Origin of the sequence: Streptomyces sp. NPDC087859 (assembly GCF_044742595.1) — a bacterium.
GTDB classification, from domain to species: Bacteria; Actinomycetota; Actinomycetes; order Streptomycetales; family Streptomycetaceae; genus Streptomyces; species Streptomyces canus_F.
This window is the reverse complement of record NZ_JBIUUU010000015.1, coordinates 48,632-66,872: the sequence shown is the minus strand read 5'-3', so window position 1 is coordinate 66,872 and position 18,241 is coordinate 48,632. Positions and strand designations below refer to the sequence as shown.

The window sequence follows — 18,241 nt, the reverse complement described above, 5'->3', positions numbered from 1 at the left end:
ATCCGTAACTCCTTCGCGGATCTGGGTCCGGCTCAGCCGGCCGCAGGGCGGCGGCTGTCGGTCTCCGAAACTCTTCGGGGACCGACAGTCGCGGCTCATCCCAGCGCATCACCCCTTGCTGACCATCGACCGGACGAAGAAGCGCAGGTTGGCGGGCTTCTCCGCGAGGCGGCGCATGAAGTAGCCGTACCAGTCGGTGCCGTAGGCCGTGTAGACGCGCATGCGGTGGCCCTCGGCGGCGAGGCGCAGGTGTTCGTCGCCGCGGATGCCGTACAGCATCTGGAACTCGTACTCGTCGGGCTTGCGGCCGGCCCGGTGGGCCAGTTCCTGCGCGATGGAGATCAGGCGCGGGTCGTGGGACCCGATCATCGGGTACCCCTCGCCCTCCATCAGGACCTTGAGGATGCGGACGTACGCCTTGTCGATCTCGTGCTTCTGCTGGTACGCGACCTCGGCGGGCTCCTTGTAGGCGCCCTTCACGAGCCGCACCCGGCTGCCGCTGTCGGCGAGGCGGCGGGCGTCGGCCTCGGTGCGGAAGAGGTAGGCCTGGATGACGCAGCCGGTCTGCGGGAAGTCCTTCCGCAGCTCCTCGTGGATGGCGAACATCGAGTCGAGGGTGGTGTGGTCCTCGGCGTCCAGCGTCACGGTCGTACCGATGGCGGCGGCGGACTCGACGACCGGCCGGACATTGGCGAGGGCCAGCTCGTGGCCGCCCGGCAGCGCCTGTCCGAACATCGACAGCTTCACGGACATCTCGGCGCGGGTGCCGAGGTCCAGCTCCTTGAGCCGGTCGACGAGCCGGAGGTACGCGTCCCGGGCGGCTTCGGCCTGCTCGGGGGTGGTGATGTCCTCGCCGACGACGTCCATCGTCAGCTCCAGACCCCGGTCCGTGAGCTCCCTGATGATCGGCACGACCTCGTCGACCGTCTCGCCGGGGATGAAGCGGTCGACGACCTGCTTGGTCACCGGCGCCGCCGAGATCAGGCGTCGCATCCGGTCGCTGCGCGACGCGGCAAGAATCACGGGACCCAGCACGGGGCACCTCCACAAACCAGCAGATAGAACCACCGTGAAACCTAAGGATCCCTCCGATCGTCGGCCATCGACAGCTGTCACGCATCCGTGCCACAGATCTCAGACAGATGTATGAAGGGGCGGGATTGTGCGGGAGAATGCCCGAGTGACAGCCGATGCCGCGTCGTCCAGCCGAGCCGGTGACTACCAGGAGCTGGTCGACGAGATCTCCGAGCTCCTCGGGGTGCCCGCGACCCTGGAGAGCCGCGACTTCGAGCTGATCGCCTTCGGGGCGTACGACAGTGAGGGCGACCTCGATCCGTCCGCCCTGGACCCGGTGCGCGCCCGCTCGATCCTGACCCGCCGCTCGACGGCCGCGGTCCGGACCTGGTTCGAGGGCTTCGGCATCACGCGCGCGACCGGACCGGTCCGTATCCCGCCGACGCCCGAGGCGGGGGTGTACCGCGGACGGATCTGTCTTCCCGTACGTCATCGGGGTGTCGTCCTGGGATACGTCTGGCTGCTGGAGTCCGACCCCGGGCCCACCGAGGCCCAGCTGACCGCCGCCATGGAGGTGACGGTGCGGATCGGCGCGCTGCTCGCGGACGAGGCGCAGCACGGGGCGGACCTCAGCCGGGAGCTGCGGGCGGTGCTGACCGCCGAGCGGGGCTGGCAGGGGGACATGGCGGTGGCGGCGCTGCGTACGGCGCTCGGCCCGCGCGGCGACGGGCCGCACGCGGTGGTGTGTGTCGCGCCGTGGCCGTCGGCCGACCCGGACGACGCGCCGTCCGCGCGGACGGTGCCGCACACGACGGCCCTGTGCACGGTTCCGTGGGGCGCGACCGGGCAGAGTCTCGCGGTCCTGGTCCGGCTGCGGTCGCCCGAGGTGCGGGCGCCGGCGCTCGCGGCGGCGCAGAGGCTGCTGGGGGAAGGCGCCCGGGCGGCCGGCGTGAGTGAGCCCCGTACCGGTCTCGGTGACCTGGCGACGTCCTGGCAGGAGGCCTCGGCGGCGGCCCGCGCGGCCCTCGCGGAGCCGGCGCTCGGCCCGGTCGCGGAGTGGTCGCGGATCGGCCCGTACCGGCTGCTGACCTCGCTCCCCGCGGAGACGGCCCACGATCCCGCCGTACGGCCCCTGCTCTCCCCCGCCCACCGCGAACTCGCGCGTACCGCCGAGATCTACCTCGACCGCGCGGGCCAGGCGGGCCGCACGGCCGCCGAACTGGGCATCCACCGCCAGACCCTGTACTACCGCCTGTCCCGGGTGGAGCAGCTGACGGGCCTGGACCTGGACGACGGCGAGGACCGGCTGCTGCTGCACATGGCGCTGAAGGGCGCGCGCCTCTAGAGCTCCTTTTTTGACTCCTCCTGCCCGAATCCGGGCAGAAAGAAGGGGAAGCCGACGGTCTCCGCCTCTACAGTGCCCGCATGATCACTGCCTCCGCACTGGGCTCCTTCGCACTGATCGTGGGCCTGCTGACCCTCACTCCGGGCATCGACACCGCCCTCGTACTCCGCACCGCCGTCACGGGGCGCCGCACGCGCGCGTGGGGCGTCGTTCTCGGCATCCAGACCGGCACCCTCGTCTGGGGCGTGCTCGGCGCGCTCGGCGTCACCGCCGTCCTGACCGCGTCCCACCTCGCCTACACGGCCCTGCGCTGGGCGGGCGCCGCGTACCTGGTCTGGATGGGCGCGCGCATGGTGTGGGCGACGCTCCGGCGGCGGGGCGGGGACGCCGGGCCCGCGGAGGACGCGGACAGCGGGGGCGGCTTCTGGAGCGGCTGGCGCAAGGGCGCCCTGACGAACCTGCTCAACCCGAAGGTGGGCGCCTTCTACATGGCGGTCCTGCCGCAGTTCGTCCCGGAGGGCGGCGCGGCGGCGCACCTGCTGGCCGGCACCCTGCTGGCGGGCGTGCACATCGGGCTCGGGGTGATCTGGTCGGGCGTCCTGATCCTCTTCGCCCGCACCCTCCGCGACACCCTCCGCCGCCCGTCCGCCCGCCGCGTCCTGGACCGCGTCACCGGCACGGTCATCGCCGCCTTCGGGGCACGCCTCGCCTTCGGGGAGTGACCGATCGGGATCGACGCGCGCGGTGTGACTCAGCCACCGTCGAGAAGATCCGCCACCGCCGCCACCCCCTCCACGATGGCGCGTTCCGTCACATCACCGAATCCCAGGACGAGTTGAGGGGGCTCCGCGGCCTGCGAGGTGCGGCACGCGCTCATGCCGTACAGGCCGACCCCGCGAGTGCGAGCCGCGCCGACGAGGGCGTGCTCGTCGGCCGTCGCGGGCAGATGGGCCACCGCGTGGAACCCCGCAGCCAGTCCGGACAGCCGCACCGCGGGGGCGTGTGCGGCCAGGGTCTCGACGAGGACGGTGCGGCGGGTGGCGTACGTCGTGCGCATGCGGCGCAGATGGCGGTCGTAGCGGCCGGACTCGATCAGGCGGGCGAGGGCGAGCTGGTCGAGGGTGGGTGAGCCGCGGTCGGTGACGCGTTTGAGGTCGGTGACCAGGTCGACCAGGGCCGGCGGGCACAGCAGCCAGCCCAGCCGCAGGGCGGGGGCCAGTGACTTGCTGACCGTGCCGATGGAGATCACCCGGTCGGCCGCCAACCCCTGGAGCGCACCGACCGGTTCGCGGTCGTAGCGGAACTCGGCGTCGTAGTCGTCCTCGATGACGTACGCGTCCTGGCGCACGGCCCAGTCGATGAGCGCATGGCGGCGGTCGGGCGCCAGCACGACTCCCGTCGGCCACTGGTGGGCCGGGGTGACGATCACAGCCCGGGCGCCGGTGGCCGCCAACTCACCCACGTCCAGGCCCTCTTCGTCGACCGGGACCGGTACGGCCGTGAGCCCCGCCGCCTCGGCGGCCGCCCGCGCGGTGGCCGGGCCGCCCGGGTCCTCGTACGCCACGACCCGCACACCCCGGCGGGCGAGGGCGCCCAGGGTGAGGCTCAGCCCCTGCGCGTAGCCCGAGCAGACCACGGTCCTGGCGGGGTCGGCGGCGGCGCCGCGCACCCGGCGCAGATATCCGGCGACGACCTCGCGCAGGGCCGAACTCCCGCGCGGATCGCCGTAGTCGAGGTCGGCGGTGGGCATGTGCCGGGCCGCTTCCCTGGTGGCCCAGAGCCAGTCGGCGAGCGGGAAGGAGGTCAGGTCCGGCACCCCGTGGCGGAAGTCGGCGATCAGCCGGGGGCGGGCGTCGGGTGGGGGTGCCGGAACAGGTGCCGTCGGCTGGGCACAGGCCGCCACGCGGGTGGCCGAGCCGACGCGGGTCACGAGGTAGCCCTCGGCCTGGAGTTGGGCGTAGCAGTCCTGGACGAGACCACGGGACAGACCGAGCTCGCGCGCGAGTTCCCGGGAGGACGGGAGGCGTTCACCGGCCTGGAGCCGCCCGGTGCGGATCGCGTCCCTCAGCTGCCCCTCCACCTGCGCGGACAGTCGCTGCGCACTGCCCCGGTCGACGGTCAGAAGCAGCTCTGGTGACAGACCGGCCCACTGCACTGGCATGGAATTGGAGCTTAGCGGAGGGCCGGTGCGAACCTACCGTCGACGGTATGACGACTTCGGCCAAGCCCCCCGCGCGGACGACCGGTTCGCGTCCGCCCCTGCTCACCCGGCCCCTGCTGCTCCGCTTCGTGAGCCTGGTCGGGGCGTCCGTCAGCTTCTTTCTGCTGCTGTCGGTCGTACCCGCCTACGCGGCCGGGTCAGGTGGCGGCGGTGCGGCGGGTCTCGCGACCGGTGCCCTGATGCTCTCCACGGTCCTCGGCGAACTGGTCACTCCCCGCCTGGTCGCACGCTTCGGATACCGGGTGGTCCTGATCGCCGGTCTGTTCCTGCTCGGCGCCCCGGCCCTGGCGCTGACCGCCTCCCGGGACATCGGGTGGATCGTTGCCGTGTGTCTGGTGCGCGGACTGGGCTTCGCGCTCACCATCGTCGCGGGCGGCGCCCTGACCGCGACACTGATCCCGGCCGAGCGCCGGGGCGAGGGCCTCGCCGTGGTGGGCGTGGTGTCCGGTGTGCCGTCGCTGGTCGCGCTGCCGCTCGGGCTGTGGCTGGCGGAGCGCGCGGGATACGGGACCGTCGCGGCCGTCGGCGGCGGTGCCGCACTCGCCGCGATCGTCTCGGTGTTCGGCCTGCCGGACCGTGGCGCGAGCGCCGAGCGGCCGGTCGGTGTGGTCCGCGGGCTGCGCACCGGCGCCCTGCTGCGCCCCGTCCTCATCTTCGGCGCCACCGCGACGGCCGCCGGAATCCTGGTCACCTTCCTGCCGTTGGCGGCCGGTTCGGTGTCCTCCGGAGTGATCGCGGCGGCCCTGTTCGCCCAGCCCGCGGCCGCGACCGTCACCCGCTGGCTGGCGGGCCGGCACGGCGACCGGCACGGCAGCTCCGGGCTCGTCCTGCCCGGCCTGCTCCTGTCGGCGGCGGGCGTGCTGGTCACTGCCGCGACCGGCAGCCCGATCGCCGTCGTCGCGGGATCGGCGCTGTTCGGGGCCGGCTTCGGCATCGCCCAGAACGCCACCCTGACCCTGATGTACGCCCGGGTGTCCGCCTCTTCGTACGGCACGGTCAGCGCGCTGTGGAATCTCGCCTACGACGGTGGCATGGGCGTCGGCGCGGCGGGCTTCGGTGTCCTGGCGGGGCTGACCGGCTATCCGTGGGCGTTCGCGGCGACGGCCGCACTGATGCTGATCGCCCTGGTCCCGGCGGTGCGCGATCTCCGTCACACAGATTACTGAAAACGATTGTCATTGTGTTAGCGTCGGCGCGCTCACCCTTGACCACCCCTTTACCCGGAGCGTTCCGTGCGCCTGCCCGCCCGTCACCTGTTCTCGGCCGCCGTGGCGTCCACCCTGCTCACCGGCTGCTTCTCCGGTGCCTCCGCCGAGGGTGAGGGCGACGGCGACGGCAAGCGCGTCCGGGTCGCGATGATGCTGCCCCCGCGCTCGGCCCTCTCCCCGCTCTCCGACGACGCGTTCAAGCTGTCCCGCTGGTCGGCGGCGGAGACCCTCGTGAAGCTCGACGCCGACGGGGACGCCGAGCCCGCGCTCGCCACCGAGTGGCAGCAGTCCGGCAGGACGTGGACCTTCGAGATACGCGACGGCGTCACCTTCCACGACGGCACCAGGCTCGACGCCGAGGCGGTCGTACGCTCGCTCACCACCGCCGCCACCGCCTCCCCCAAGCCCCGCATCCTCGACGGCGTCGAACTGACCGCGAAGGCGAAGGACCCGGACACCGTCACCGTCACCACCGCCGACGAGGACCCCCTCGTCCCGCAGCGGCTCAGCTCGCCCCAGCTGTCGATCCTCGCCGCGAAGGCCTACGGCGGGAAGACGGTGAACCCCGTCGGCGCCGGCACCGGCCCCTTCGAGCTCACCGAGGTCGACGGCACCTCCTCCGCCACCCTCGACCGCTACGACGCCTACTGGGGCGGCAAGGCCAAGTCCCCCGGTATCGACGTGAAGTTCGTGCCCGACGGCACCGCCCGGGCAGCCGCCCTGCGCAGCGGTGAGGCCGACATCGTCGAGGCGGTCCCCGTCTCCCAGGCCGCCCTCCTCGACGAGGACCTGATCACCGAGGTCCCGATGCCGCGCACCAACACCCTCTACCTCAACACCGGGAAGGGCGTCTTCAAGGACGCCGCCCTGCGAGCCGCCGCCCGCGAGGCGATCGACGCCGAGTCGATCGTGAAGGGCGTGTACGAGGGGCGGGCGGACGTCGCCGAGGGGCTGCTCGGGCCGGCGCTGCCGTGGGCCGCCGAACTGCGGTCGGACGTCAAGCGCACCGCCGCCGCGAAGCCGAACGGCCGGAGCATCACCATCGGCACCTTCACCGACCGCGCCGAACTCCCCGAGGTCGCCGCCACCCTGCAACAGCAGCTTCAGAAGGCCGGGTTCAAGGTGAAGCTCGACGTCCGCGAGTACGCCAACATCGAGTCCGACGCCCTCGCCGGCGCGTTCGACGCCTTCATCCTGTCCCGAGCGACCGTCCTCGACTCCGGCGACCCGGCCGCCTACCTCTACAGCGACTTCGCCTCCGACGGCTCCTTCAACATCTCCCAGCTCGCCGACGCCCAGGTGGACGCCGCCCTGAAGAAGGCCGGCGGGACCAGGACCGGCGAGGCCCGGCGCAAGGCCGTCATCGCCGCCGAGGCCGCCGTGCTCGGCACCGACGCGGCCGTCCCGATGCTGCACGAGCGCGTGATCCAGGGCGACGCCGCCGACGTCGTGGACGCCGCGCACGACCCGCGCGAGCGTGAGCTGGTCACGGCCGGCACGTACGTCAAGTGAGGCCGACCGCGGCCGGGGTGACCCGGATCCTGTGCCTGCTCGGGACCGTGACCGCCGTCGGGCTGCTCCCCTGGCTCTCCGGCAGGGACCCGGCGCTCACCGTCCTGCGCGCCCGCTCCGCCGAGCAGGATCCGACGAAGGAGGCCCTGGACGCCGTACGACAGGATCTCGGCCTCGACGCGGGTCCCCTTTCGCTGCTGGGGAGTTGGGCGTCCGATCTGCTGCACGGGGACCTCGGGACCTCGTGGGTGTCGGGTACCGACGTGCTGCCGTCCGTCGGGTCCGGGCTCCAGGTGTCGCTGGCGCTGATGGGCGCGGCCTTCGTCGTCGCGGTGCTGCTCGCGGGTGCGCTGGTCGCGCCCGTGCTGGTATTGGGGCGCAGGTCGGCCGGGGCTTTCGCGGCGATGCTGGCCGCCGTGCCCGAATTCCTGCTGGCCACCGTCGCGTTGCTGGTCTGCGGGGTGTGGCTGGGATGGCTGCCCACCTCCGGCTGGCAGGGTCCGGCGTACATGGTCCTGCCCGCCCTCGCCCTCGGCGTCCCCGCGGGCGGGCTGCTCGGGCGGCTGGTCGCGGACGCGCTGCCCGCCGTGCTCGACGAGCGGTGGGTGGAGCTGTGGCGCGGGGCCGGGGTCGGCGGGGCCCGGGTCTCCGCGGCCGCCCTCCGGCGCGTACTGCCTCCTCTCGTCCCGCAGTTCGGGATGGCCGCCGTCGGTCTGACCGGGGGCGCGGTCGCCGTGGAGACGGTGTTCGCGGTACCGGGGATCGGGCGCACAGCGCTGGGGGCCGCCAAGTCGCAGGACCTGCCGCTGCTCCAGGGTGCGGTGCTCGCCCTGCTGCTGCTCGGTCTGGCCGTGGGGGCGTTGTCCGCGCTCACCCGTCGCCGGCTGCTGGGTCCGGCCCTGCGGGACGCCTCGCTCACCCTGCCGCCGGCCCGGCCGGTCCGTACCCACCCGGCGATCCCGTCGGTCCTGTTCGCCGTCCTCGCCGTGACGATCGGCTGGGGTCTGCTGCGCGACCCGTACGCGATCGACACGACGAACCGGCTGGCCTCTCCCACCGGGTCGCACCCGCTCGGCACCGACGGCCTCGGCCGCGACGTCCTGGCCCGGCTCGGGCACGGCGCCGCCGCCACCGTCGGCACGGCCGCCGCCGTCTGTCTGCTGAGCCTGCTGGTCGCGCTGGCGCTCGGTTTCCTGCCCGGTGTCGCGGCTGGCGCGGCGGACATCGCCAACGCCCTGCCCCCGGTGATCGTCGGCATCCTGGTCGCCGCGGCGGCCGGACCCGGCACGGGCGGCGCGGCCCTCGCGGTCGCCCTGATCTCGTGGCCGCCGCTGGCCGCGCACGCGGCGGCACTGGTGCAGGAGGTCCGGGCGTCCTCCTTCCTGATGGCCCAACGCGCCATCGGCGCACCGCCCTTGTGGATCCTGACCCGGCACGTCCTGCCCTCGGTGGCCGCGCCCGTCGGCCGGCACGCCCTGCTGCGGCTGCCCGGCATCGCGCTCGCCCTGGCCTCACTGGGTTTCCTGGGCCTGGGCGCCCAGCCGCCCGCCCCGGAGTGGGGCCTGCTGCTCGACGAGTCCCGCGCCTATGTCGAACGCGCCCCCTGGGCCGCCCTCGCCCCGGCCGTGGCGCTGGCCCTGCTGGCGGGGCTCGCGGTGTCGGGGGCGTCGTACGCGCAGGGCCGGAACGTCACGAAAGGCCGGCAAGCCGTGCGGGAGGTCCCCGTTGGAGTCTGAGGCACTGCTGTCGGTACGCGATCTGCGGATCGCCTTCGACGGCGTCGAGGTCGTGCGCGGACTGTCCTTCGACATCCGTGCGCGTGAAGTGCTGGCGGTCGTCGGCGAGTCGGGCGCGGGCAAGTCCCTGACCGCCCGGGCGCTGCTGGGCATGCTGCCCAAGGACGCGACGGCGACCGGGACCGTCCGGCCGGACCTCTCGGCCGAGCGCGGGAGCCGCATCGCCCTGGTCCCCCAGGACGCCCTGTCCGCCCTCTCCCCCGTGCACCCGGTGGGCGACCAACTCGCCGCCGCCGTACGGTCGGTGGCCCGCGTCTCCCGCAAGGAGGCCCGGGCGCGCGCGATCACGGCACTCGACCGGGTGGGCATCCCGGACGCCGCGCGCCGGGCACGGTCGTATCCGCACGAGTTCTCCGGCGGTATGCGCCAGCGCGCGGTCGTCGCGATGGCCACGATCAACGAACCCGACATCCTGGTCGCCGACGAACCCACCACCGCCCTCGACGAGGAACGCCGCGAGCAGGTGCTCCGGGTCCTCGCCGAGCAGCGGGAGGCGGTCGGCGCCGCGCTCGTCCTGGTCACGCACGACCTGGACGTCGTACGGCGCCACGCGGACCGCGCGCTGGTCATGTACGCCGGCCGGCTGACCGAGCTCGGCCCGGCACAGGAGGTGCTGGCCCGTCCCCGGGCCCCGTACACAGCGGGCCTGCTGGCGTCCCTCCCGCAGAACGCCCGGGGCCGCCGCCTGCCCGCCCTCCCCGGCACACCCCCGGCCCCGGGCACGCTTCCGCCGGGCTGCGCCTTCGCCCCGCGCTGTCCGCTCGCCACCGACACCTGCCGCCGCGAGGAACCTGAACCGCGGCACGTGGAGGGGCGGTTGGTCTCCTGCCACCACTGGGAGAAAGTGTGAGCACACTCCTTCTCGACGTCCGCGCCCTCGTCGTCCGTCACGGTGACGTGACCGCGGTGGACCGTGTGGGCTTCGCCCTGGAGGCCGGCGAGACCCTCGCCCTCAACGGCCCCTCCGGCTGCGGAAAGTCCTCCACCGCGCTGGCGGTGCTTCAGCTGCGCCGCCCGGCCTCCGGCGAAGTGCGCTTCGAGGGCCGGGAGTTGACGACCCTGACGGAACGCGAACTCCGTCCCCTGCGCCCGCGTATGCAGCCCGTCTTCCAGGACCCCTACGGCTCCCTCAGCCCCCGCCACCGCATCCGGGACGCGGTCGCGGAACCGCTGAAGGTCCAGGGCCGCTGGACCGCCGCGTCCGGTCCCGCCCGGGTGGCCGGACTCCTCGACCGGGTCGGCCTCGACCCGTCGTACGGCGACCGGTATCCGCACGAGCTCTCCGGCGGCCAGTGCCAACGCGCCGGGATCGCCCGGGCGTTGGCCTCCGAGCCGCGCCTGCTGGTGCTGGACGAGCCGGTGTCGGCGCTGGACCCGTCGGTGCGGGCCGGGGTGCTGAACCTGCTGACCGACCTCCAGGACGAGCTGGGGCTCGGCTATCTGTTCATCTGCCACGACCGGGCGGTCGTACGGCATTTCGCGGACCGGGTGATCGAGATGCGGGACGGGCGGATCAGCTCTTCGTGACCCCGGCGATCACCTGGCTCAGGCCTTCGGTGAGCGCGTCGGCGTCGGCCGCGTTCTTGGGGTCGAAGATCCACTGCGTGATGAGACCCGTCATCAGGGTCGTGTAGAACTTGCCGAGGGTGTCCCGGGTCTCGTCCGGGACGTCCTCCTCCGGCATCCCCATGAACAGTGCGACGAGGGCGCTGTCGGCATCGCGTTGCTGCTGCGCCAGGTGATCGCGTACCGCGGGCAGCTGGTCGCCCATGGCCACGATCTCCACGCTGAGGCGCCACATCGAACCCGGTCCCCGCATGGTGCCGATGATGTTCGACCACACCTCCCGGAACCTCTCGATCGAACCGGGCTCCGCCACGATCCCGGCGGCCCCCTCGCCGTCGAAGGCTTCGGAGAGATCCCCGACCAGCGACAGATACGCCTCCGCCAGCAGCGCGTCCTTCGAGCCGTAGTGATAGCCGATCGAGGCGAGGTTGGTCCCCGACTCCTTGACGATGTCGCGCGCCGTGGTGCGCGCGAAGCCCTTCTCCAGCAGGCAGCGCTTGGCGCCTTCGAGCAGGTCCTCACGGTGTCCCATGCGCCCACTCTATCTAGACAAGCGATTTATACAAGCGTCATAGACAAGCGTTTAAGACGTCCGTATAGTCGCCGCCATGACGAACCCGACGAGCACTCCCGAGGGCACTTCCGCCGGCACCCTCGCCGGACGCCGTGAATGGACCGCCCTCACCGTCCTGATGCTTCCGCTGCTCCTGGTCTCGATGGACGTCTCCGTCCTCTACTTCGCGATCCCGTCGATCAGCGCGGACCTTGAGCCGAGCGGCACCCAGCAGCTGTGGATCTTCGACATCTACGCGTTCGTGCTGGCCGGACTGCTGATGACGATGGGCTCGCTCGGCGACCGCATCGGCCACCGCAGGCTCCTGGTGATCGGCGCCGCCGCCTTCGGCGCCGCCTCGCTGGTGGCGGCATACGCGAACAGCGCCGAGACCCTGATCGCGGCCCGTGCGGTCCTCGGCATCGGCGGCGCGACCCTGATGCCGTCGACGATGGCCCTGCTGCGCACGATGTTCACCGACCCCGGCCAGCGCGCGAAGGCGATCGGCATCTGGTCCGGCGTGATGACGGCCGGGATCGCGCTCGGCTCGGTGATGAGCGGGGTACTGGTCGAGCACTTCTGGTGGGGCTCGGTCTTCCTGGTCAACCTGCCCGCGATGGCCCTACTGCTGGTCCTCGGCCCGCTGCTGCTCCCCGAGTCGAGGAACCCCTCCCCCGGCCGCTTCGACTGGGTGAGCGTCCCCCTGTCGATGGTCGCCGTGCTCCCCGTGGTCTACGGCCTCAAGGAGATCCCCTCGGAGGGCTGGAACGTCCGCTACGTCGTCTCGATCACCGTCGGTCTGCTCTTCGCGGCCCTCTTCGTCCACCGCCAGCGCACCACGGCCTCACCGATGATCGACCCGGCCCTGTTCCGCGGCCGCGGCTTCGCGCCCTCCGTCGCGCTGAACCTCGTCTCGGCGTTCGGGATCCTGGGGTCGGCCTACTTCACCACGCAGTACCTTCAGTCGGTGCTCGGCAAGAGCGCGCTGGAGTCGGCCCTGTGGGCGCTGCTGCCGTCGGTGCCGATCGGGGCCGCGGCACCGATCGCGACCGCTCTGGTCCAGAAGGGCGTCAACCGCGCCTACGTCATCACCGCGGGCTTCGCGATCTCCGCGTGCGGCTTCGCGCTGCTGGCACTGGCCGGTACGGACTCGATGTGGCTGGTGCTGGCCTCCTGCGGTGTCCTCGCGGTCGGCGGCGTCACCGTGATGTCCCAGATCATGGACCTCGCGATGGGCACCGCGCCGGTCGAGCGGGCGGGCACCGCGTCCTCCCTGATGGAGACCGGCGCGGAGTTCGGCGGCGCGCTGGGCATGGCGGTCCTCGGCTCCATCGGTACGGCCGTCTACCGCCACGACATCCCGGCCTCGGCGCCCGACGTGGCCCACGAGACCCTGGGCGGGGCGCTGGCGGTCGCCGATCAGGTGCCGGGACTGGCGGCCGCGGCCCGGGAGGCGTTCACCAACGGGATGCAGGCGGCGGCGATCGCGGGGGCGGTGCTGCTGGCGGGTGCGGCGGTGCTGGCGGCGGTGACGCTGCGGGGTGTCGAGGTACGGGAGCCGGTGAAGGAGCCGGAGCCGGACAAGGTTCCCGCGTAGGACGGAAAAGGCCGGGCGGGCTGAGGGTTTCCTCAGCCCGCCCGGCCTTTCGCGTGGTACGTCAGACCAGGTTCACCGCACGAGCCGACGTGGCCCCGATCTCCACCTCGAGCTCGGCCAGGACCGCCGGGGGCACCGTGTCGTCCACCGTCAGGACGGCGAGCGCCTCGCCACCGGCCACCGAACGGGACACCTGCATGCCGGCGATGTTGATGCCGGCCTCTCCGAAGACGCGGCCCACGGTGCCGACGACGCCCGGCCGGTCCTCGTACTTGAGGACGACCATGTGGTCGGCGAGGGCCAGGTCGACGTCGTACTCGCCGACCGCGACGATCTTCTGGAGGTGCTTCGGACCGGCCAGCGTGCCGGAGACCGCGACCTCCTCGCCGTTGCCCAGTGTGCCGCGCACGGTGACGACGTTGCGGTGGTCGGCCGACTCCGAGCTGGTCGTCAGGCGCACCTCGACACCGCGCTCCTGCGCGAACAGCGGGGCGTTGACGTACGACACGGTCTCGTCGACGACGTCCTCGAAGACACCCTTGAGGGCGCTGAGCTCCAGCACCTTCACGTCGTGCTGGGTGATCTCGCCGTAGACCTCGACGTCGAGGCGGACCGCGACCTCACCGGCGAGCGCGGTGAAGATCCGGCCGAGGCGCTCGGCGAGCGGCAGACCCGGCTTGACGTCCTCGGCGATGACGCCGCCCTGGACGTTGACGGCGTCCGGGACCAGCTCACCGGCGAGCGCCAGGCGCACGGAGCGGGCGACGGCGATGCCGGCCTTCTCCTGGGCCTCGTCGGTGGAGGCGCCGAGGTGCGGGGTGCAGACGACCTCGTCGAGCTCGAAGAGCGGGGAGTCCGTGCAGGGCTCCTTCGCGTACACGTCGAGGCCGGCGCCGGCGACGCGGCCCTCCTTCAACGCCGAGAACAGCGCCGTCTCGTCGACGATCCCGCCGCGCGCGGCGTTGACGATGCGCACGCTCGGCTTGACCTTGTGCAGGGCCTCGTCACCGATGAGACCGAGGGTCTCGGGGGTCTTCGGCAGGTGCACGGTGATGAAGTCGGAGACCTCGAGCAGCTCGTCGAGGGAGAGGACCTTCACGCCCATCTGCGCGGCCCGGGCGGGCTGCACGTAGGGGTCGTAGGCCACGACCTTCATGCCGAAGGCCGACATGCGCTGGGCGACGAGCGCGCCGATGCGGCCGAGGCCGACGACACCGAGGGTCTTCTCCGCCAGCTCGACGCCGGTGTACTTGCTGCGCTTCCACTCGCCGTTCTTCAGCGCGGTGTTGGCCTGCGGGATGTGGCGCGCGGTGGCCAGCAGCAGACCGCAGGCCAGCTCGGCGGCGGTGACGATGTTGGAGGTGGGGGCGTTGACGACCATCACGCCGGCCTTGGTGGCGGCGGAGACGTCGACGTTGTCCAGGCCGACGCCGGCTCGTGCGACGACCTTCAGCTTCTTCGCGGCGGCGATCGCCTCGGCGTCCACCTTGGTGGCGGAGCGGATCAGGATCGCGTCCACGTCGGCGATGGCGGGCAGCAGCTCGGCCCGGTCAGCGCCGTTGCACTGCCGGATCTCGAAGTCCGGGCCGAGCGCGTCGACGGTCGCGGGCGACAGCTCTTCAGCGATGAGTACGACAGGTTTCGAGCTCACGTGAGTCCTCACAAGTCCAATGCGGACGGCCGTCCCGACGGCCGCATGCGGTGGAGGTGGCTAGCCGCGTGGAAGACGCACGACGCTGTGGGCCTGACGCGAATGTTGTGCGCCAGTGTAGTGGCGCGGCGGAGGTCGTCTTGCGCCTCTGCGGAAGGATCACCCGTCCGTGCTCCGACGGGTTGGACAACGGGGCCGGAGCATGGCGTTCCGGCCCCGTCGGCCGAGGCTTACGCCTCCTCGTCGACCCAGCTCATCAGCTTGCGCAGCTGCTTGCCGGTGGTCTCCAGCAGGTGCTCGGAGTCCTGCTGCTTGTACTCGTTGTACTTCTTCAGACCGCCGTGGTACTCGGCCATCCACTCACGCGCGAAGGTGCCGTCCTGGATCTCGGCGAGGACCTTCTTCATCTCGGCCTTGGTGGCGTCCGTGATGATGCGGGGACCGGTGACGTAGTCGCCCCACTCGGCGGTCTCGGAGACGGACCAGCGCATCTTCTCCAGGCCGCCCTCGTACATGAGGTCGACGATCAGCTTCAGCTCGTGCAGGCACTCGAAGTACGCGATCTCGGGCTGGTAGCCCGCCTCGGTCAGCGTCTCGAAACCGGCCTTGACCAGCGCGGCCGTACCACCGCAGAGAACGGCCTGCTCGCCGAAGAGGTCGGTCTCGGTCTCCTCGGTGAAGGTCGTCTTGATGACGCCCGCGCGGGTGCCGCCGATGCCCTTGGCGTACGACAGGGCCAGCGCGAAGGCGTTGCCCGTGGCGTCCTGCTCGACGGCCGCGATGCAGGGAACGCCGCGACCCTCCTCGTACTGGCGACGGACGAGGTGGCCCGGGCCCTTCGGGGCGACCATGCAGACGTCGATGCCGGCCGGGGGCTTGATGAAGTCGAAGCGGATGTTCAGACCGTGGCCGAAGAACAGCGCGTCGCCGTCGTTGAGGTTGTCCTTGATGGACTCCTCGTAGACCTGGGCCTGGATCGGGTCCGGCACCAGGATCATGATGACGTCGGCCTCGGCGGCGGCCTCCGACGGCGTCACCACGCGCAGGCCCTGCTCCTCGGCCTTGGCCTTGGACTTCGAGCCCTCGTGCAGACCCACCCGGACGTCGACACCCGAGTCACGCAGCGACAGCGCGTGGGCGTGGCCCTGGCTGCCGTAACCGATGACCGCGACCTTGCGGCCCTGGATGATGGACAGGTCGGCGTCGGCGTCGTAGAACAGCTCGGCCACTTTGGGTTCTCTCCTTGAGTGCAGGTGTTGCGTCCCACCGTATGACGGCGGGGTGACGTGAAGTTTCGGGGTCTCGCCATACGGGCGGCCGACGACCGCGGCCGCCCGTACAAAGCGTTACGCAGATCGGTCGAGGGCGCGCAGTGAGCGGTCCGTGATCGAACGGGCGCCGCGGCCGATGGCGATCGTGCCGGACTGGACGAGCTCCTTGATGCCGAACGGCTCCAGCATCTTGAGCATGGCCTCCAGCTTGTCGCTGCCGCCGGTGGCCTCGATGGTGACGGCCTCCGGGGAGACGTCGACGGTCTTGGCGCGGAACAGCTGGACGATCTCGACGATCTGCGAGCGCGTCTCGTTGTCGGCGCGCACCTTCACCAGAACGAGTTCACGCTGAACGGCGCTCGCCGGCTCGAGCTCGACGATCTTGAGCACCTCGACGAGCTTGTTGAGCTGCTTGGTGACCTGCTCGAGGGGCAGCGCCTCGACGCTCACCACGATCGTGATGCGGGAGATGTCGGCGTGCTCGGTGACGCCGACGGCGAGCGAGTCGATGTTGAAGCCGCGACGGGAGAACAGCGCGGCGATCCGGGCGAGGATGCCCGGCTTGTTCTCCACCAGGACGGAGAGCGTGTGCTTGGACATGATCTTTTACGTCTCTCTCGCTCAGTCGTCTTCGTTGTCGCCGAAGTCGGGGCGGACGTCCCGGGCGGCCAGGATCTCGTCGTTGGAGGTGCCGGCGGCGACCATCGGCCACACCATGGCGTCCTCGTGGACGATGAAGTCGACGACGACCGGGCGGTCGTTGATGGAGTTGGCCTCTTCGATGACCTTGTCGAGGTCGTCCGGGGACTCGCAGCGGATCGCGTAGCAGCCCATGGCCTCCGACAGCTTCACGAAGTCGGGGACACGGGTGCCCCTGGCCTCCGGGTTGACGTCGTCGGGGCCGGAGTGCAGCACGGTGTTGGAGTACCGCTGGTTGTAGAAGAGGGTCTGCCACTGGCGGACCATCCCGAGGGCGCCGTTGTTGATGATGGCGACCTTGATCGGGATGTTGTTCAGGGCGCAGGTGGTGAGCTCCTGATTGGTCATCTGGAAGCAGCCGTCGCCGTCGATCGCCCAGACCGTCCGGTCCGGCTGACCGGCCTTGGCGCCCATCGCGGCCGGGACCGCGTAGCCCATCGTGCCCGCGCCGCCCGAGTTCAGCCAGGTGGCCGGCTGCTCGTACTGGACGTAGTGCGCGGCCCACATCTGGTGCTGGCCGACACCGGCCGCGAAGATCGTGCCGTCGGGGGCGAGCTGTCCGATGCGCTCGATGACCTGCTGCGGCGAGAGCGAGCCGTTGTCCGGCTGGTCGTAGCCGAGCGGGTACGTCTCGCGCCAGCGGTTCAGGTCCTTCCACCAGGCGGTGTAGTCGCCCTGGTGGCCCTCGCTGTGCTCCTTCTGCACCGCCTGGACCAGGTCGGCGATGACCTCGCGGGCATCCCCGACGATCGGCACGTCCGCGGCGCGGTTCTTGCCGATCTCGGCCGGGTCGATGTCGGCGTGGACGATCTTCGCGTACGGGGCGAAGCTGTCCAGCTTGCCGGTGACGCGGTCGTCGAAGCGGGCTCCGAGGGCGACGATCAGGTCGGCCTTCTGCAGCGCGGTGACGGCGGTGACCGCACCGTGCATGCCCGGCATTCCCACGTGCAGCGGGTGGCTGTCGGGGAATGCGCCGAGCGCCATCAGTGTGGTGGTGACGGGCGCTCCGGTGAGCTCGGCGAGAACCTTGAGCTCCGCGGTGGCGTGTGCCTTGATGACACCGCCGCCGACGTAGAGGACGGGCCGCTTGGCGTTGGTGATGAGCTTCGCGGCCTCGCGGATCTGCTTGGCGTGCGGCTTGGTGACGGGCCGGTAGCCGGGCAGGTCCATGGTGGGGGGCCAGGAGAAGGTGGTCCGCGCCTGGAGGGCGTCCTTGGCGATGTCGACCAGGACCGGGCCGGGGCGGCCGGTGGAGGCGATGTGGAACGCCTGCGCGATCACCCGCGGGATGTCCTCGGCCTTGGTGACGAGGAAGTTGTGCTTGGTGATCGGCATCGTGATGCCGACGATGTCCGCCTCCTGGAAGGCGTCCGTGCCGATCGCCTTGGACGCGACCTGCCCGGTGATCGCCACGAGCGGCACCGAGTCCATGTGCGCGTCCGCGATCGGGGTCACCAGGTTGGTGGCACCGGGCCCGGAGGTCGCCATGCAGACGCCGACCTTGCCGGTGGCCTGCGCGTAACCGGTGGCCGCGTGGCCGGCGCCCTGCTCGTGGCGGACCAGGACGTGGCGCACCCGCCGGGAGTCCATCAGCGGGTCGTACGCGGGCAGGATCGCACCGCCGGGAATGCCGAATACCGTCTCGGCGCCGACCTCCTCGAGAGAGCGGATGAGGGACTGCGCGCCCGTGACGTGCTCGGGGGCGGACTGCTGTCCTCCGGATCGGGGCCGCGGCTGCGGATGGGCCCCGGTGGCCTGCTCGGTCATCGTCATTCTCTTCTCGATGCTGAGGGTTTTTGCGAGGTTTG

Annotated in this window: 15 protein-coding genes; 8 read left to right on the top strand and 7 right to left on the bottom strand. The window is 71.7% G+C overall.

Going from position 1 to position 18,241, the window contains the following annotated elements; genetic code table 11:
- Positions 1–108: 108 nt before the first annotated feature.
- Positions 109–1,035 (bottom strand): proline dehydrogenase family protein, encoded by a 927-nt coding sequence (locus ACIOHP_RS33465; protein WP_401893381.1) that lies wholly within the window; start codon positions 1,033–1,035, stop codon positions 109–111.
- Positions 1,036–1,162: 127 nt separating this feature from the next.
- Here ACIOHP_RS33465 and ACIOHP_RS33460 point away from each other — a divergent pair, with 127 nt between their 5' ends.
- Entirely contained in the window at positions 1,163–2,359 is a 1,197-nt protein-coding gene (locus ACIOHP_RS33460) for a PucR family transcriptional regulator (RefSeq protein WP_401893380.1), read from the top strand.
- Positions 2,360–2,439: 80 nt separating this feature from the next.
- Positions 2,440–3,081, top strand: coding sequence for a LysE family translocator (locus tag ACIOHP_RS33455; RefSeq protein ID WP_401893379.1), 642 nt, complete (start codon positions 2,440–2,442; stop codon positions 3,079–3,081).
- A 29-nt stretch (positions 3,082–3,110) separates the two neighbouring features.
- On the opposite strand, the gene ACIOHP_RS33450 is transcribed toward ACIOHP_RS33455, so the two are convergent.
- The gene (locus ACIOHP_RS33450; RefSeq protein WP_401893378.1) at positions 3,111–4,520 is read right to left on the bottom strand and encodes a PLP-dependent aminotransferase family protein; all 1,410 of its coding nucleotides are present in this window, start codon (positions 4,518–4,520) and stop codon (positions 3,111–3,113) included.
- A gap of 47 nt (positions 4,521–4,567) precedes the next feature.
- Here ACIOHP_RS33450 and ACIOHP_RS33445 point away from each other — a divergent pair, with 47 nt between their 5' ends.
- The 5 genes from ACIOHP_RS33445 (at position 4,568) to ACIOHP_RS33425 (ending at position 10,623) form a co-directional block, all read left to right on the top strand.
- On the top strand, positions 4,568–5,746 hold the full coding sequence (locus ACIOHP_RS33445; RefSeq protein ID WP_401893377.1) for an MFS transporter: 1,179 nt from the start codon (positions 4,568–4,570) through the stop codon (positions 5,744–5,746).
- Between the two features lie 66 nt (positions 5,747–5,812).
- The gene (locus tag ACIOHP_RS33440) at positions 5,813–7,300 is read left to right on the top strand and encodes an ABC transporter substrate-binding protein (protein WP_401893375.1); all 1,488 of its coding nucleotides are present in this window, start codon (positions 5,813–5,815) and stop codon (positions 7,298–7,300) included.
- The gene (locus ACIOHP_RS33435) at positions 7,297–9,036 is read left to right on the top strand and encodes an ABC transporter permease subunit (protein ID WP_401893374.1); all 1,740 of its coding nucleotides are present in this window, start codon (positions 7,297–7,299) and stop codon (positions 9,034–9,036) included. The genes ACIOHP_RS33440 and ACIOHP_RS33435 overlap by 4 nt, the downstream gene beginning before the upstream one ends.
- Positions 9,026–9,946 carry an ABC transporter ATP-binding protein gene (locus ACIOHP_RS33430; RefSeq protein WP_401893372.1) on the top strand — a complete coding sequence of 307 codons (921 nt, stop codon included), beginning with the start codon at positions 9,026–9,028 and terminating at the stop codon, positions 9,944–9,946. The genes ACIOHP_RS33435 and ACIOHP_RS33430 overlap by 11 nt, the downstream gene beginning before the upstream one ends.
- Entirely contained in the window at positions 9,943–10,623 is a 681-nt protein-coding gene (locus tag ACIOHP_RS33425) for an ATP-binding cassette domain-containing protein (RefSeq protein ID WP_401893371.1), read from the top strand. The genes ACIOHP_RS33430 and ACIOHP_RS33425 overlap by 4 nt, the downstream gene beginning before the upstream one ends.
- On the opposite strand, the gene ACIOHP_RS33420 is transcribed toward ACIOHP_RS33425, so the two are convergent.
- Positions 10,610–11,194, bottom strand: coding sequence for a TetR/AcrR family transcriptional regulator (locus tag ACIOHP_RS33420; RefSeq protein WP_401893369.1), 585 nt, complete (start codon positions 11,192–11,194; stop codon positions 10,610–10,612). The genes ACIOHP_RS33425 and ACIOHP_RS33420 overlap by 14 nt on opposite strands.
- Before the next feature lie 76 nt (positions 11,195–11,270).
- Here ACIOHP_RS33420 and ACIOHP_RS33415 point away from each other — a divergent pair, with 76 nt between their 5' ends.
- Positions 11,271–12,812: an MFS transporter gene (locus tag ACIOHP_RS33415; RefSeq protein ID WP_361545535.1), complete on the top strand. Its 1,542-nt coding sequence runs from the start codon at positions 11,271–11,273 to the stop codon at positions 12,810–12,812.
- Between the two features lie 61 nt (positions 12,813–12,873).
- Here the strand turns inward: ACIOHP_RS33415 and serA are convergent, their stop codons facing one another.
- From serA to ACIOHP_RS33395, 4 genes are all read right to left on the bottom strand, one after another.
- Positions 12,874–14,463, bottom strand: a complete 1,590-nt coding sequence (serA, locus tag ACIOHP_RS33410) for a phosphoglycerate dehydrogenase (protein WP_327719553.1) — start codon at positions 14,461–14,463, stop codon at positions 12,874–12,876.
- 230 nt (positions 14,464–14,693) lie between these two features.
- Positions 14,694–15,692: a ketol-acid reductoisomerase gene (ilvC, locus tag ACIOHP_RS33405; protein WP_046261684.1), complete on the bottom strand. Its 999-nt coding sequence runs from the start codon at positions 15,690–15,692 to the stop codon at positions 14,694–14,696.
- A gap of 117 nt (positions 15,693–15,809) precedes the next feature.
- Positions 15,810–16,334: an acetolactate synthase small subunit gene (gene ilvN, locus ACIOHP_RS33400; protein WP_266887700.1), complete on the bottom strand. Its 525-nt coding sequence runs from the start codon at positions 16,332–16,334 to the stop codon at positions 15,810–15,812.
- A gap of 21 nt (positions 16,335–16,355) precedes the next feature.
- On the bottom strand, positions 16,356–18,200 hold the full coding sequence (locus tag ACIOHP_RS33395; RefSeq protein ID WP_361545530.1) for an acetolactate synthase large subunit: 1,845 nt from the start codon (positions 18,198–18,200) through the stop codon (positions 16,356–16,358).
- Positions 18,201–18,241: the final 41 nt, after the last annotated feature.

What these genes read in the sequence shown, in the direction of transcription:
- ACIOHP_RS33455 (WP_401893379.1), top strand. Translation starts at nt 2,440, where the DNA reads ATGATCACTGCCTCCGCACTGGGCTCCTTCGCACTGATCGTGGGCCTG.
- ACIOHP_RS33450 (WP_401893378.1), bottom strand. Translation starts at nt 4,520, where the DNA reads ATGCCAGTGCAGTGGGCCGGTCTGTCACCAGAGCTGCTTCTGACCGTC.
- ACIOHP_RS33445 (WP_401893377.1), top strand. Translation starts at nt 4,568, where the DNA reads ATGACGACTTCGGCCAAGCCCCCCGCGCGGACGACCGGTTCGCGTCCG.
- ACIOHP_RS33420 (WP_401893369.1), bottom strand. Translation starts at nt 11,194, where the DNA reads ATGGGACACCGTGAGGACCTGCTCGAAGGCGCCAAGCGCTGCCTGCTG.
- ACIOHP_RS33415 (WP_361545535.1), top strand. Translation starts at nt 11,271, where the DNA reads ATGACGAACCCGACGAGCACTCCCGAGGGCACTTCCGCCGGCACCCTC.
- ilvN (WP_266887700.1), bottom strand. Translation starts at nt 16,334, where the DNA reads ATGTCCAAGCACACGCTCTCCGTCCTGGTGGAGAACAAGCCGGGCATC.
- ACIOHP_RS33395 (WP_361545530.1), bottom strand. Translation starts at nt 18,200, where the DNA reads ATGACCGAGCAGGCCACCGGGGCCCATCCGCAGCCGCGGCCCCGATCC.